This window comes from Marinomonas transparens (assembly GCF_016463975.1).
GTDB lineage: Bacteria > Pseudomonadota > Gammaproteobacteria > Pseudomonadales > Marinomonadaceae > Marinomonas > Marinomonas transparens.
In genome coordinates this window covers 29,899-44,915 of record NZ_JAEMNX010000011.1, presented here as the reverse complement: position 1 = coordinate 44,915, position 15,017 = coordinate 29,899, and the positions used below count along the sequence as shown (strand labels likewise).

Annotated in this window: 17 protein-coding genes; 3 read left to right on the top strand and 14 right to left on the bottom strand. The window is 43.5% G+C overall.

The window, feature by feature from the left end; all coding sequences use genetic code 11:
* Positions 1-192: 192 nt before the first annotated feature.
* The gene (locus I8J31_RS10735) at positions 193-1,350 is read left to right on the top strand and encodes a patatin-like phospholipase family protein (protein ID WP_199468560.1); all 1,158 of its coding nucleotides are present in this window, start codon (positions 193-195) and stop codon (positions 1,348-1,350) included.
* Positions 1,351-1,366: 16 nt separating this feature from the next.
* Here I8J31_RS10735 and murI read toward each other — a convergent pair whose 3' ends face one another.
* Genes murI through I8J31_RS10695 form a run of 8 tightly spaced genes read right to left on the bottom strand, consistent with a single transcriptional unit; the run spans position 1,367 to position 7,977 of the window.
* Positions 1,367-2,173 carry a glutamate racemase gene (gene murI / locus I8J31_RS10730; RefSeq protein WP_199468559.1) on the bottom strand — a complete coding sequence of 269 codons (807 nt, stop codon included), beginning with the start codon at positions 2,171-2,173 and terminating at the stop codon, positions 1,367-1,369.
* Positions 2,170-3,255 carry a UDP-N-acetylmuramate dehydrogenase gene (gene murB / locus I8J31_RS10725; RefSeq protein WP_199468558.1) on the bottom strand — a complete coding sequence of 362 codons (1,086 nt, stop codon included), beginning with the start codon at positions 3,253-3,255 and terminating at the stop codon, positions 2,170-2,172. The genes murI and murB overlap by 4 nt, the downstream gene beginning before the upstream one ends.
* Positions 3,256-3,257: 2 nt before the next feature.
* Positions 3,258-3,752: a low molecular weight protein-tyrosine-phosphatase gene (locus I8J31_RS10720; protein WP_199468557.1), complete on the bottom strand. Its 495-nt coding sequence runs from the start codon at positions 3,750-3,752 to the stop codon at positions 3,258-3,260.
* Entirely contained in the window at positions 3,749-3,946 is a 198-nt protein-coding gene (locus I8J31_RS10715; protein ID WP_199468556.1) for a Trm112 family protein, read from the bottom strand. Before I8J31_RS10715 ends, I8J31_RS10720 begins: the two co-directional genes overlap by 4 nt.
* Positions 3,939-4,976, bottom strand: a complete 1,038-nt coding sequence (gene lpxK / locus I8J31_RS10710) for a tetraacyldisaccharide 4'-kinase (RefSeq protein WP_199468555.1) — start codon at positions 4,974-4,976, stop codon at positions 3,939-3,941. The genes I8J31_RS10715 and lpxK overlap by 8 nt, the downstream gene beginning before the upstream one ends.
* Positions 4,973-5,395, bottom strand: a complete 423-nt coding sequence (locus tag I8J31_RS10705) for an ExbD/TolR family protein (RefSeq protein WP_199468554.1) — start codon at positions 5,393-5,395, stop codon at positions 4,973-4,975. The genes lpxK and I8J31_RS10705 overlap by 4 nt, the downstream gene beginning before the upstream one ends.
* The gene (locus tag I8J31_RS10700; RefSeq protein WP_199468553.1) at positions 5,392-6,018 is read right to left on the bottom strand and encodes a MotA/TolQ/ExbB proton channel family protein; all 627 of its coding nucleotides are present in this window, start codon (positions 6,016-6,018) and stop codon (positions 5,392-5,394) included. The genes I8J31_RS10705 and I8J31_RS10700 overlap by 4 nt, the downstream gene beginning before the upstream one ends.
* Before the next feature lie 24 nt (positions 6,019-6,042).
* Positions 6,043-7,977 carry a ComEC/Rec2 family competence protein gene (locus I8J31_RS10695; protein ID WP_199468552.1) on the bottom strand — a complete coding sequence of 645 codons (1,935 nt, stop codon included), beginning with the start codon at positions 7,975-7,977 and terminating at the stop codon, positions 6,043-6,045.
* Positions 7,978-8,019: 42 nt separating this feature from the next.
* On the opposite strand from I8J31_RS10695, the gene I8J31_RS10690 reads away from it, so the two are divergent.
* Entirely contained in the window at positions 8,020-8,535 is a 516-nt protein-coding gene (locus tag I8J31_RS10690; RefSeq protein ID WP_199468551.1) for a DUF2062 domain-containing protein, read from the top strand.
* Between the two features lie 56 nt (positions 8,536-8,591).
* On the opposite strand, the gene I8J31_RS10685 is transcribed toward I8J31_RS10690, so the two are convergent.
* From I8J31_RS10685 to dapA, 5 genes are all read right to left on the bottom strand, one after another.
* Positions 8,592-9,287 carry an ABC transporter ATP-binding protein gene (locus tag I8J31_RS10685; RefSeq protein ID WP_199468550.1) on the bottom strand — a complete coding sequence of 232 codons (696 nt, stop codon included), beginning with the start codon at positions 9,285-9,287 and terminating at the stop codon, positions 8,592-8,594.
* Positions 9,280-10,524, bottom strand: coding sequence for a lipoprotein-releasing ABC transporter permease subunit (locus I8J31_RS10680; protein ID WP_199468549.1), 1,245 nt, complete (start codon positions 10,522-10,524; stop codon positions 9,280-9,282). Before I8J31_RS10680 ends, I8J31_RS10685 begins: the two co-directional genes overlap by 8 nt.
* A gap of 69 nt (positions 10,525-10,593) precedes the next feature.
* Positions 10,594-11,310 (bottom strand): phosphoribosylaminoimidazolesuccinocarboxamide synthase, encoded by a 717-nt coding sequence (gene purC, locus I8J31_RS10675; protein ID WP_199468548.1) that lies wholly within the window; start codon positions 11,308-11,310, stop codon positions 10,594-10,596.
* 41 nt (positions 11,311-11,351) lie between these two features.
* Positions 11,352-12,425 carry a hypothetical protein gene (locus I8J31_RS10670; protein ID WP_199468547.1) on the bottom strand — a complete coding sequence of 358 codons (1,074 nt, stop codon included), beginning with the start codon at positions 12,423-12,425 and terminating at the stop codon, positions 11,352-11,354.
* Entirely contained in the window at positions 12,422-13,303 is an 882-nt protein-coding gene (gene dapA, locus I8J31_RS10665; RefSeq protein WP_199468546.1) for a 4-hydroxy-tetrahydrodipicolinate synthase, read from the bottom strand. The genes I8J31_RS10670 and dapA overlap by 4 nt, the downstream gene beginning before the upstream one ends.
* Before the next feature lie 191 nt (positions 13,304-13,494).
* On the opposite strand from dapA, the gene bcp reads away from it, so the two are divergent.
* Positions 13,495-13,944 (top strand): thioredoxin-dependent thiol peroxidase, encoded by a 450-nt coding sequence (gene bcp / locus I8J31_RS10660; protein ID WP_199468545.1) that lies wholly within the window; start codon positions 13,495-13,497, stop codon positions 13,942-13,944.
* 63 nt (positions 13,945-14,007) lie between these two features.
* On the opposite strand, the gene I8J31_RS10655 is transcribed toward bcp, so the two are convergent.
* Positions 14,008-14,988, bottom strand: coding sequence for an aldo/keto reductase (locus tag I8J31_RS10655; RefSeq protein WP_199468544.1), 981 nt, complete (start codon positions 14,986-14,988; stop codon positions 14,008-14,010).
* Between the last annotated feature and the right edge of the window lie 29 nt (positions 14,989-15,017).

Sequence of the window (15,017 nt, the reverse complement as noted above, 5' to 3'; positions counted from 1 at the left end):
GCCTAGATCTGCCAACCAGTCCATCAAATGTAATAACAGCAATGCAGTATAATGCAAAATACTTATATCATTAATTGGATTTATCATTCCTTGATGACCATACTCAACTTGTTGACTGATTGTATTTATTGAAAAAAGACCTTTTTCAGAATCTATGATAGCGTCAAGTTTCCTTCGATTAAGCGAGTAATTATGGTAAACAATAATGCATTAATCTTATCGGGTGGCGGAGCTCGCGCAGCCTACCAAGTCGGTGTTTTATCAGCCATGGGAAAAATACTCCCCAAAGGTTCGTCTTTGCCCTTTTCTATCTTATGCGGCACCTCGGCTGGGGCCTTAAATGCCACCATGCTAGCGACTCATGCAGACAATTTCACCAAGGCCATTTCGACGCTTGCTTTTGTCTGGCGTCACCTGACACCGGATCAGATTTATACGGTAAGTCGTTGGCCCGTGGCACGCTCCGTCACAAAAACCTTGTTATCCCTTTTTCACCGACAGAATAGCAGTAACCCTATTGCCCTAATGAATAACGACCCATTAAAAGAGCTGCTCACCAATCATTTAGACTTTTCGGCGATTGCAACAGCAATAGACCAAGGGCAGCTTTCTGCCCTTGCTATTACCGCCATGAGTTACAGTACAGGGGAATCAACGACTTTCTTTCAAGGAAGCGCAGATAAAGAAGCTTGGAAGGGGAAGCGTCGCCGTGGCAAAGAAACCATGTTGAATGTCGACCATTTATTAGCTTCTAGTGCCATACCGACGATTTTCCCGGCCCATAAAGTACAAGAACATTATTATGGTGACGGTGCCATACGACAAAAATCGGCCATCCAGCCAGCTCTTCAGCTAGGCGCAAAAAAACTCTTTATTATCGGTGTCAGTGGTAATAGAAGTGCCAAAAACTGGGCAAAGGCCGAGGAACAAGTGGAATATAATGCACCAAGCATCGGGCAGATTTTAGGCCAACTGCTCAATAGTGCCTTTATCGATAATCTGGAAGACGATATTAGCCATCTAGAATTACTAAATAGCCTAGTGCATGATTTACCGGAAGAAAAACGCACCAAATACGATTTACCAACCAACACACTCATTATTTCGCCATCAGAAGAAATCAACGAAATTGCAAACCACTATATCTACACTTTGCCTAAAAATATCCGCGTATTGTTAAAAGCAGTAGGAGGCTCTTCCCCAGAAAGAATCAGTTCAGCAGCCAGCTACTTACTTTTTACTCCTGAGTACTGTCGGGCTTTGATCGATTTAGGACGGCAAGATGCCATGTGGGAAAAGGATCGTATTATGGCTTTCTTTGAAGACCAAGGTGAGAATAAGCAAAGCTAAATTAAAGCATAAGCCGTTAGGGAATCAAGGCGTGGCGCTGGTCCACTACCGTTTCGGCACACTGCACCCAAGCAACAAGTCGTGGTGTACCTGCTAAGCCTAACGAACTACAGAGCTCCACTTTACCTTTTGTCCTCGACTCGAGTTGAGTTTCTATTTGTTCTGGATAACCTTCCTGTAGTTTACGAAGCAACTGCGCAGTCACCCCTTCACTGGGCTCGATAATCTCACAGCCTTGCCCTAGCTCTTGCTCGAATAGACTTTTGACAAGTGGGTAATGGGTGCAAGCCAATACTAGGGTATCCACTTCATCAGCCAGCATGGTCTGGCTCAACACTTTAATGGTCTCAATAACCTTCTCTTTGCTCTCCGGCCAAGCATCTATATCAAAGGCAAGCGTTGGACTGGCCATAATGGAAACTTGGCTATCTGCTTGCCAGAGTTCAATTAGTTGATTCAAACGCGTACTGGCTGCAGTCAAAGGCGTTGCCAATACGGCCACATTGCGTTTTTTACTCATTCGAAAGGCTGGTTTAACCGCCGGCTCCACTCCGATAACAGGCAGTTTGGTATTCGACCTTAAGGCATCAATGGCTGCGACCGTCGCGGTATTACAGGCAACAACGATGGCGGCAACCCCTTCCGTTTCAAAGAAGGAGCCAATTTTAATAAGTCTATCCTGTAGCTGGACAATACTTTTACTGCCATAAGGCGCAAAGGCATCATCGGCCAAATAGACCAGATCAAGAAAAGGCAGTTTCTGTTGAATGGCATTTAAAATGGTCAGCCCGCCTGCCCCTGAATCCACGATACCGACTTTCAAGAAATACTCTCCCCGTGGTCTATAGGGTTCGTCGTTAACAAAGGCAATTGCACCGGCTCTCGCTCTAATTCCACCCCATAACGTTCAAATACAGAGGCTTTAATCTTGGCTTCCAACGCCAATAAGGCTTGAGCAGACTCTTCAGAATAGTTAACCAATACTAAAGCTTGTTTCTCGTAAACACCGACACCTTGGTATTTTTTCCCTTTCCAACCTGCTTGATCAATCAGCCAGCCTGCGGCTAGCTTATAATCATCGCCAAAAGGGAAAGACACCAGATTGGGAAAAGCTGCTTTTAGTTCATCGTGCTTAGCGGGGTCGACAATAGGATTCTTAAAAAAACTTCCAGAGTTCGCCAACTCGTTCGGATCAGGTAGTTTTTCACTTCGTATTTTGCAAACAGCGCGAAACACATTAAGAAGACTTAGATCACCAGTAATTTGATTTGCCAAACCGCCATAGCTGAGAACAAAATCAGAACGCTTTTTCAAGGAAAACTCAACAGAGGTAATGCAATACTTGTCCTTCCACTTACCTTTGAAATGACTGTCTCGATAAGCAAAACCACAGTCAACAGCAAGCACCCAGTACACATCGCCAGAAATTCTATCTATTACCTGAACTCGGGCAATAGCGTCTTTCACCTCAACACCGTAGGCACCAATATTTTGCACCGGCGCAGCGCCTGTGGTGCCCGGAATCAAAGCTAGATTTTCAATCCCAAACCAACCTTGATTAACCGCATGTTCTACAACATGATGCCAATTCTCCCCTGCAGCCACAGTCAAACTGACACGATTATTACCCAGCTCCCGAGACTTAATACCAGAGAGCTGATTAATAATAACCAAACCTCTAATGTCGGCGGAGATAAGCAAGTTACTGCCGCCACCAATAATGGTTACTTCAAGCTGCTGGTGGTTTGCCCAAGCAAGCAACTCTTTTAAGGATTCAAGTGTTTCTGCAAGAGCAAAGTACTCTGCCTGATAGTGAAAGCGAAACGTATTGTAAGCAAGTAGGGAAATACCCTGTTGAACGACACCAGGTCTCACAGGCTGTGTGGTTGATAGCGATCTGGTCATGGCTAGTTTAGCCTTTCCTTGTTTATTTCAGGCCTTGCATCAAGGTGTTTTACAAATGCCCGTGCTATTTGAGTAAGATGCTCTCTCATCAAAATAAAACCTTCATCGCCGCCATAATAAGGGTCGGCAATTTCACCGTAAGACACATCGCCAGCGAACTCACCAAACATAACAAGCTTCGCTTTACTATCTGATGGTTGCAACTTTTTTAGATGCCTTAGGTTTTCTCTGTCCATTGCCAGAATCCAGTCAAACTGGTCAAAATCAGCAGAGCTAACTTGTCTGGCCTCTTGCTTGCGAATATCAATACCCTCTTTTGCTAATGCGGCAATAGAACGAGGATCAGGTGGATTACCCACATGATAAGCAGCGGTTCCCGCAGAATCCACCTCGAAATGAGCTCGCTCACTTAAAAGTGCTTTTTCTAATATTCCCTGTGCGGCTGGCGAGCGACAAATATTGCCTAAGCAAACTGTAAGCACCTTAATGGGCTTCATTTTGCTGAGCCAGAATCTAGACGCTCATCCGTGGTTAAAGTACGGGCTTCTGTTTCTAGCAGAACAGGAATGCCGTCCCGAATTGGGTACGCCATCCCCCCCATTTTACTAATCAATTCAGTGCCATCTTTGCTAAGCGTTAATGCAGCTTTGCTTACTGGGCAAACTAGGATGTCTAATAATGCTTTATTCATGGTGTTTATCTTCCACTTCAATCTGCTTGAGTTTTGCTACAAAAGCCTGTTTAAAAGGTTCTGGTAATACCAAGGATACGGGCAAATACCAAAGGTTTGAATTCATAATGTCTAAAAACTGGCATTTCACCGAGTCCTTCTCTGTCATCACCACAGGCCCACTGTCTGGAATATCAGATACGCTAAAAGCATGATGATCGGCAAACCAATGCTGACTCGCTATGTGCTTTAAGCCCAGCCCCTTCAGCGTATTTAAGAAACGCTGAGGGTTTCCAATCGCCGCGATAACATGCCATGGATCATCGTTCGAGAAAGCTTGATCGCAGTGTTTCATCTTACTGCCATCAAGTGACACTAAATGTTCAGCTATGAGGTGAGCAAGCTCAACAGAAAGTGTTAGTTGAGATAAAGGCTTCGTCATTTTCGCAGCGATGCTCACAACAAAATCCACTTCCGACAACCTTTCAACAGGTTCCCTAAGTGGGCCCACTGGTAAAAGCTGACCATTTCCTATACCACGCTCAGCATCCAACATGGCAATTTCAATGTCTCTGTTTAAACGATAATGCTGCATGCCATCATCACTTAATACCACATTCACGTCAGTTGTTGCCAAAAGGTGTTGAACGGCTTTTGCCCTATTAGGAAACACCACCATAGGACAAGCGGCTCGCCTTGCTAGCATGACAGGTTCATCCCCCACCTCACTAGCCAAGCTATCTATATATACGTGGGTTGGGCTAGTGATTTTTGCCCCATGCCCTCTAGACACAATTCCTGGCCGATAACCCTGCTCTTTTAATAACTCGCACAAAGCCACGACCATAGGAGACTTGCCTGTTCCTCCGACACTGATATTGCCAACCACAATGACAGGCACAGGGGCCTGATAAGAGTTTTCAGGGTGAGTAAGAAAGGCCATGCGCTTTTTATCAACTAGGTGTTTAACCAAAGGCTGAATAGGTTTGAAAATATTGGTCCAGCCACGCTCACCATACCAAGAGCGGATGAACCAAGCCTCTAAACTCACTGCTTAGGTTCCCGTTGAGCGGTGTGAGCCAATTTGGTAATACCTAGTCGTGCCGCCGCATCGTAGACTTTCAGCACCATTTCATAAGATGATTTTGCATCCGCCGTAATAATAAGTGGTCGATCAGAACGCCCTTCGGTCACTTCCTTCAACCCCTGTACCAAGGTATCCACCTTTTCATTAATTAAGGTTTGCCCGTTAATTACATAACGACCGTCGGCAGTAATGACAAGTTCAACATTCTCGTCTCTGTCCGAGGCAGGTGCATCTGAGGTGGCTGTTGGAAGGTCTATGGTAAGTTCAGTACTTTGATTAAAGGTGGTACTCACCATGAAAAAGATCAACAACAGAAAAACCACGTCAATCAAGGGGGTTAGATTCACCTGTACGTCATCTATTTTTTGACGGCGGAATTTCACTTATGCGCTCCTGATTTAGCATCCTTTTCATGCAGAGCATCCACTAATTTAGTCGACTTCTGCTCCATAGAAACAACAAGTTCATCTATTTTCCGACTAAAGAAACGGTGAAAAATCAACGCAGGAATCGCTACCCCAAGTCCTGCTGCCGTGGTTAACAAGGCTTCGGAGATACCGCCTGCCAATAATGAAGTATTGCCTGCGCCACTTTCCATCAGCACAGCAAACACCTTAATCATACCAACAACCGTGCCTAACAAGCCGAGCAGAGGAGAAATAGCGGCAATGGTACCTAGAGTATTCATAAAGCGTTCTAGCTCATGAATGACATGACTCGCCGCTTCCTGAGAGCTCTCTTTCATTGCTTCTCGACCGTGTTTAGAGTTCAATAAACCGGCGGCAAAAATAGAGGACAAACCTACGTTCGCTTGTAAGGAGCGAATATATTCCAAGGTCATTCGATCATCACGCAATCGTTTCATGACATCAGCTAGCAAACCTTTTGGGGCAATTCTCGCTTTACGAAGTGTCCAGAAGCGCTCAATAATGATAGCCAGAGCCAGAATCGAACAGGCCAATAACGGCCACATAAAAAAACCACCAGTCTGAATAAAAGTTAGCACTTCGCTCTCCAATTAAAGTTTCGCCTAATTTAGCATATTCTCTAACTTTTCTACATGCTTGCAAGTGTCAGATTTAAAGAGAAAAAATGAAAAAATACAGCCTGAATGGCGTAACAAAATCCGGTCATCGCGAAAATAAAATGCTAACCACTCGTCTGGCGACAATATCAACCAATTTACCTGTAAAGCATTTAATCGTGTCACTGTTTTACTCGCAGCGGTACCTTGCAAAAATAACCAGTCAACGTGATGTTGCAGTAGTTCTCTAGGTGACCAATCTCCCCCTTTTTCTGCAGAAAGCGACAAGGTTTCGTTAGAGTGACTCTTTATATAAGCATCAAGACTCAGCTTGCCTCGCTCTTTTCCAGCCCATTGAGCAGATAAGAGAATACCCTGTTCGCCCTTTAGCACCAACTCACCCCGTTGGTTTTCTAACATCAGATCCGGGGAATTAAAACTCAAAGGAGTTACAGAAAACAAAGCCAACCAAATTCCACATACAGCAAAGACTCCTCGTCTCAAAGGTGTTTGGAAAACCCAATAAATTAATAAGATAAGCATAATTAGCCTAGGGATGGAGGAATCAAACTGTTCGAAAAAAAATAAGGGGGCAGTAAAAGCAAGAAACTCAACAAGCGACAGCAAACAATTTAATAAAACATCTAAAACAGCATAACCATAAGTCGTTCCCGTGATTAGCCCCTCTACGCAGGCAAGAACACCCCATGGAAACCAAATAAACCCAGTAATAGGGACAAGCAATAAATTCACTAAGATAGACGCACTAGAGATGGCTTCCTGCCAGCCAAGTACTAGCACCATGGAAGCCGTGCTCAACATTAACTGCACGGCAAACAACCGCGTCCAGTGAATCGATGTCTGAAAAAAACCAATGAGCAAATACACCATACTGAAAGACAACCATAAACCAGCGTCCAAAATAGCTCGCGGATCAACAAGCAGCACCAACCAAAGCGCAAAGGTAATCACCGCATAAGCAGACACTTTCATTGAGCACACTCTAGCCAATAAATAAGTAGTGAGCATTATGCTCGCCCTTACAACAGGCTCTCCCCAGTTGGTTATATAGCAATACAAGAGCAAGATAGGAATAACAACAATGGCATCCATATGCCACCTTGCTAATCCGGCAAGAAGCAAAGATTTAGGCATCATTCGCCACAAGAAGCGACTCAGCAAACAACCCAAGACAAAAACAAAACCAACATGCAGACCTGAGACAACAAAGAGGTGTGCTAAACCAAGAGTTCGGACCATCCAGACATCGCGCTCACTCCAAAGATCATTGCTACCAAGTAACAAGGCTTTTGAAAAACGCCAAGAAGCAAAAGAATCAAAATAATCATCTAGGATACGGACAAACCGCTCTCTTATTGCCAACGCTGCGATAGAGTGTTGTTGCCTAGTGATTGCAGCAGGGTCAAAAAACTTAAGGCCAAGCTGGACGACCTGCCTTTCAATATACAATTGCCTTTGCCACCAAAGACCATTTTTATCAGGCAAGGTAATTTGAGTAATTTCTCCTATCATGGAGCTTGCAGCGCCCAATTCGGAAACACTTAGGCTAACATCACGGATGACCTCCCTATCCCCCAGCGAATTAAAGAAGTGAATGGTGATCTGTTGTTCTTTATTGATTTCTTCCCAAGCTCCCCCCCCTCCCGCTAAAGGCGCTGATCTGGGAGCAAGCGTCATTATTCGGGACTCGGGATTAAAACTTACCCTTTGCCCTACTATCAAGGGCAATGAAAATGCCTCTTGATGAAACTCATTGCAATATACTGAAAGAAGGGAAAAGACTGTCAAAATTAAAACAATTAAACGCTTTGAGACTATTAGGTAGAGACACACCAGAATGATATGAGTAGAATACAGCCACAAATATTCGCTCGGCACCAATACGGCGCCCATCAAAATGGACAAACTACTGAGTAACATAAGACCTCCATGTCTTAAGCTGCTACATTATTTTACCAGCCTATGCCAAAGCATTACTTTAAAAGATTTATCCCCGACCCAGAGAAGCTTAAAAAAAATAAAGCTTTACGTATTCTTGGCTCACAAATATATGAAGCCAATCTATGGCATCTAAATAGAAAGTCTGTTGCTAGAGCTTTCTTTAACGGCTTGTTTTGGGCATTTATTCCTCTACCACTTCAAATGCTTGCTGCCGCTTTATTGGCAATTCCTTTACGAGCAAACATCCCACTATCTTTGGCCTTAGTATGGATAACCAATCCTATTACTATGCCTTTTGTTTTTTACTTTAACTACAAGATAGGAACCTTAATCCTTGGATCCAGTGACAAAAAGGATTTTCAATTATCAGTAGAATGGATCTGGGATAAGATGGAGCATATTTGGCTTCCCCTCTATACTGGCTCTATCGTTTCTGGGTTAGTTGTCGGTGCGGTTTCCTACGCATTAATTATCATCTTATGGCGCTTACACGTTATCAAACGCTGGAAAGAACGCAAATCACGTAATCAAGCGTAAAAAAGCCGCTATAGATTAACCATCTATAGCGGCTTTTTACTCATCAATACCTTACTCTATGAAGCTGATTCCTTTAACCCCACTAAAGCACCCTGCGAAAGGCGGTATGCAGAATCCATCCAACTCAACATTTTCTCATCATGGGTAACAATCAAAAAGGCCATATCATAGGTTACTTTCAACTCATTAATTAATTTCTGAATATCGAGTGAAGTACTTTCATCTAGGTTCCCTGTGGGCTCATCCATCAACACACAAGCAGGCCGATTCGCCAAAGCTCTAGCAATAGCAACCCGCTGACGCTCACCACCAGAAAGCTGTGAGGGTTTATGATTCAAGCGGTCAGCTAAACCCACCTGCCCGAGCAGTTGCTCACTACGCTGGCGAGCCTCTTTTTTATTCATACCTGCGATCCACATGGGCATCATGACATTTTCCAAGGCAGAAAACTCAGCAAGCAAATGATGGAACTGATAAACAAAGCCCATTTCCTTGTTACGCATTTTCGCGCGCTTAGCGTCTTTCATGCTAGACCAAGAAACGTTCGCCAGCTTCACATCACCTTTAGTGGCAAGATCCAATCCCGCTAACAAATTAAGCAAGGTCGTTTTACCCGAGCCTGACGCACCGACAATGGCACAGGTCTCACCTTTATTCAGGGTCAAATCAATAGAATGAAAGACATCCACAGTTTGCTTGCCGTCTTGGTACTGCTTAGAAAGCGCACTACATTCCAATACAATGTTACTCATAGCGCAACGCCTCCGCAGGCTCGACCTTAGAGGCCTGCCAAGCAGGGTAAATGGTTGCAGTTACCGTCATAATAAAGGCAGAAATCACGATCATTTCAACATCTGACCACTCAAGCTGAGAAGGTAAATAGTTAATAAAATAAACATCCGCATTCAAAAACTGAATACCCAATAAATTCTGCACACCGGCAATGATTTCACTAACATTAAGCGCAAGGGCCACTCCTGATATCACTCCGATCAAGGTACCCAACATGCCAATAAACATCCCCTGAACAATGAACACCCACATAACCTGCCCTGACGTGAGCCCCATGGTTCTTAAAATAGCGATATCATTACGCTTATCCGTTACGACCATTACCAAGGTAGAAACAATGTTAAAAGCCGCTACCGCAACAATCAGCAACAGCAACAGACCTATCATGGTTTTTTCCATCTTTATGGCCTGAAACAAGTTGCCATGAGTTCTTGTCCAATCACTGACACGGTTTTGACCAGGTACAGCGCGAGCAATATCCCAGATACGCGTAGGTGCCAGAAACAAGTCATCAAAAGAAATACGTAATGCCTCTACCTCATCGACACCATAGCGTTTAAGTTTTGCGGCATCCTTGATATTGATATAAGCGAGACTGCTGTCTAATTCAGCCCCAACCTCAAAAGTTCCCACTAAAGTAAAGCGTTTTAATACTGGGGATACACCTACAATAGAAACATTGGCTTTAGGCAAAATCGCCGTTACCTTATCACCAACCTTCACCTTCAGCATTTTTGCCAGCTGAGCCCCCAATACAATACCAAAGCGAGTCTCATTTAATGCCTCAAGTGAGCCAGAAGCCATATGCTGATCAATGATAGAAACCTTTTTCTCCATTTCTGGGTTAATACCATTCAAAATAGCACCATGCACACTCGCCCCAGCTTGAAACATCACTTGCGCTTGGGTATGGGGAGCAACGCCTACTACATTAGGCATTTTCTCTACTAATTCAGCTGTCTCACGCCAATTCGGTAAAGCTGGAGCTCCCCAAAGGGTCGCATGGGGTACCATGCCTAAAATACGTTCCCGTAGCTCGCGGTCAAAGCCATTCATTACCGACAAAACGGTAATCAACACAGCAACCCCTAAGGCCAACCCAGCAATAGAAGAAAAACTAATAAAGGAAATGAAATGATTGGAACGCTTCGCTCGCGCATAACGTAAGCCAATAACAACAGGAAGGAAATTAATCAAAGTGTATCCTTGCATAGTAAAAATGAAGGAGCAGACGCCCCTTCATTACAGACGATATAGCCAAACAGCTTATGCGTCGAAATCCATACCTATGCGACGACCCACATCCTCATAAGCTTCAATAACACCACCTAAACCTTGGCGGAAGCGATCTTTATCTAGTTTTTCTTTGGTGTTCGCATCCCATAAACGACAACCGTCAGGAGAAAACTCATCCCCCAATAAAACTTCACCTTTATATAGGCCAAATTCCAGTTTGTAATCAACCAGAATCATACCGCCTTCAGCAAAAATCGCTTTTAATACATCATTGACCTTATAGGTAAGCTCTTTTGCTTTCGCGAGATCATCAGTATTGGCCCAACCAAATGTTTCCACATGGGACTCATTGATCATAGGATCACCTAAGGCATCGTTCTTTAAAAACAATTCAAAAGTCGGTGGATTCAGATCTAAGCCCTCTTCAACACCTAAACGACGGCATAAACTACCAGCAGCCACATTTCGAACGACACATTCAACAGGCATCATGTCTAGGCATTTCACTAGCGATTCAGTATCACTCAATAGCTTTTCAAAATGTGTAGGGATACCGGCCTCTTGTAGTTTTGTCATAATGAAAGCATTGAACTTATTGTTAACCATGCCTTTACGATCTAGCTGTTCAATTCTTTTACCATCAAACGCAGATGTATCATCACGAAATACTAGAACCATTTTGTCAGGGTCATCTGTACGAAACACAGATTTTGCTTTACCTGCATATAGCTCTTGTCGTTTTTCCATTGGAGAATCTCCGGTCTTCTTTTATAAGGGGTTAATTGTATTTAGTTCACAAATCGCTGCGCTAAATGGAATGAGATCGCTTCAGGGAAATCCACTGAAGAAACATCAATCACCAAAAAATCGCCCGCCTCTTGCCGAACAATTTTATAGCTGTATTCACGTTCTTCCCAGCTAACATCATCAAGGTTACGGCGACGAACATTAAATAGCTTAGTCTTTTGTCCATTACCAGTAGGAATATTAAAATCAATAACATCTCCCACACGGGCAACGTCTTCTGGCGGTACTGGTGCAAGAAGATTTTCAGTATTTGGCATCAAGTAAATGCCGGCACCATTTAACTTGGCCTCAAAATCAGATTTAGAAAGGCGATCACCAAGATGAATCGCAAAAACGCCATGATTATTAATCCATACAGGGAAGGAAGATTTTTCACCACGATTTGATAAGTAAGCTGACGCCTGATTTAATTGGCGCCCCATCGATCCCCACAAACGAGCAACCACAGAATAAGCATCATCACTTTCAACAGGACTCAACCAGTCACTAGGCTCTTCTCCAGCTTGTTCATCACGAAATTGAATCAAGATATTTGTTGCTTCACCAGCTTCAGTGAAAGTAAAAGAAAAAGCCGTTTCCGCAGGGTAAACACGGGTAATGCTACTCCAAAGAGAAGCCCACCAACCTTGTGGGTGAAAGTCAAAAGGCACACTGGTTATTTGTGTTTCTGTTTGTGACGCGATAGGTGTGCCAGCACCGTGTAGTCCTGTTAAGAAATCAACAACCACGCGTTTCGCTAATTTTTGATTAGCCGGAACCATAAACTCTAGGCCATTATTCTGTTCTGTAACTGGCACATGCACCATAGGATAAAAAACAAAAGGCGCTCTTGGCACTTCAAACGCTTTTTGTTCTTTCAGGTTATCAATAACATCTTCATTTGGAATGACTAAGCTGTCTTCTATTGGCATAGAACCCTGAGGCGCTTGTATAATGGTCGTTTCAGCCTGTGCCTTCTGATAATCATCGGCATGATCAGTAAAAAACAAACTACAACCAGATAGAGTAAATGCGAATACACTTGCACTAGTGAACTGTAAGGCTAACTTATTCATACAGATAAAATTCCTACTTGTATCATGGCTTGTTTAAGTGCTGAATGATGCGGTTCAGCAAGTGGCGTTAATGGTAAGCGTATTCCAGCGTCACACAAACCCATTTGGTTGCATGCCCACTTAACGGGAATGGGATTAGATTCTAAAAATAAATTTGCATGTAGAGCAGCGATCGATTGATCAAGGCGACGGGCCTGCTCAAAGTCTCCCGCCAAAGCAAGCTCTGCGGCTTGAGCAACGATTTTTGGTGCAATATTAGCCGTAACTGAAATGTTGCCTTTACCTCCCTGCAAGATTAACTCAATCGCCGTTGGATCATCTCCAGAATAGACAGCAAACTCTGTTGGTACAGACTTGATCAAAGCCTCTCCACGCTCTAGATTACCAGTAGCATCTTTAATGCCTACAATATTTTTCACCTTAGACAAACGCACTACCGTTTCGTTCTGCATGTCACATGCTGTTCTACCCGGCACATTATAAAGAATCTGAGGAATATCGACCGCTTCAGCAATGGCTTTGAAATGCTGGTATAAGCCTTCTTGAGTCGGCTTATTATAGTATGGGGTTACCAATAGGCAGGCATCAGCTCCCGCCTCTTTGGCGCTACGAGTAAGGTCAATTGCCTCATGGGTTGCATTTGCCCCAGTCCCCGCAATAACAGGCACCCGCCCTGCTACCGTCTGCACCACTTGGTGGATCACGTTGGAATGTTCTTCAGGCGTTAACGTAGAAGACTCCCCCGTTGTACCCACAGCAACAATGCCATGAGTCCCCTCTTTGATATGAAACTCAATTAGATCATCTAACTTCTTAGTGTCTACTGCTCCATTTGCCAACATGGGGGTAATAAGAGCAACTAGGCTACCTGTGATCATTTCGAGTCTCCGTTAAATTATAAGCGTGCCTATAGTAACGTCCAAAAACGGCTTTAACAATAATTCAGAGTGTTAAAGCCCTGCTAAATTAACAAGAAGCGTTATTCCGAGGGATTTTTCTTTTCTCTCTTGGTAAGCTAATAATATTACGCGTATTTTTATCACAGCTTAGCTAGTCGGAGAACAGACTTATGACAATCGAAATTGGACAAAAAGCACCAAATTTCAGCGTGAAAGATCAAAATGGTGACATCATTACGCTAGAGCAATACAAGGGTAAGAAAGTTGTTCTGTATTTTTACCCTAGAGACTCCACTCCGGGCTGTACCGCTCAGGCTTGTGACCTGAGAGACAACTACACCACACTGCTTGAACAAGGTTATGTGGTATTAGGAATAAGTACCGATACTGAGAAAAAACATCAAAACTTCATTGCAAAATACCAACTACCTTTCCCATTACTTGCTGATACAGAAAAAGAAGTTCACGAACTGTATGGCACTTGGCAATTAAAAAAATTCATGGGCAGAGAATCCATGGGCACAGTCAGAACCACTTTTATTATTGATGAAAATGGTCTTATCGAAGAGATTATCAGCAAGGTAAAAACCAAAGAACATGCGGCACAAATCCTAAAATAAACTCTTTTCCACAGTAAAAAGCAAAAGGCACGAATACATTTCGTGCCTTTTTATAAAAAAAGTCTAAATACCACCGCGAATTTCTTTTCTCACTTGCTGGCGATAAAACTCACTAAGCAATTTATGTAACTCGCCATCTAATGGCGGAAGCGCTGACACCGCGGCATTACGTACTACTTGAGAAGAACGGCTTGCTCCAGCGATAATGCTAGACACTTGAGGATGATCAAGAATCCACCTTAAAGAGACATCCAGTATATTTTGTCCTTCTGGTAATTTTGCTTTTAATTGCTCTACCAAGGCAACCCCTTTTTCATATGGAATACCGTTGAACGTTTCCCCGACATGAAACGCAACTCCGTCCTTATTGTATGAACGATGATCACCTTTATCAAAAGCATGATCCAACGTCATTTTTCCGGAAAGCAATCCACTCGCTAAAGGCAGGCGTACAATCACTCCCACTTCATTCTGTTCCGCCAAAGGAAAGAGAGAGTCAACAGCATCTTGTCGGAAAATATTAAATAAGATCTGCAAGCTAGCTAACTGTGGATGGGCACAGCAAAAAATAGCTTCATCGAGCATTTCAACACTGGCACCAAAATGTTTGATTATGCCTTCTTGCTTAAGGTCTTCCATCCAAGCAAAAATATCTCCACCGAACAACACTTCCCTTGGTACACAATGCAATTGAGCCAGATCAATCACCTCGACACCGAGTCTTTTAGCGGATGCTTGTAGGCTCTTTTTTATTGCCGCTTTGTTATAAGCATCAGGGTATAAGGCAGCATCCCTACCAACCTTAGTGGCTATGATAGGTTGCCGACTTAAAGATTGCCGCCATTGACCAATGCGCTGCTCACTTAATCCTCCACCATAAACATCCGCGGTATCAAAGAAACTAATACCTTGATCAACCGCTGTGTGCAAAATCGCACTCGCCTCTTGATCTTCAACAGGGCCAAAATCATTACCAAGCTGCCAGCAACCCAGGCCAATTTCAGACACCTGATACCCCGTCTTGCCTAATATTCTTGCTTTCATAATGCTTCCTCTCTTTTTATTTTTCCTTA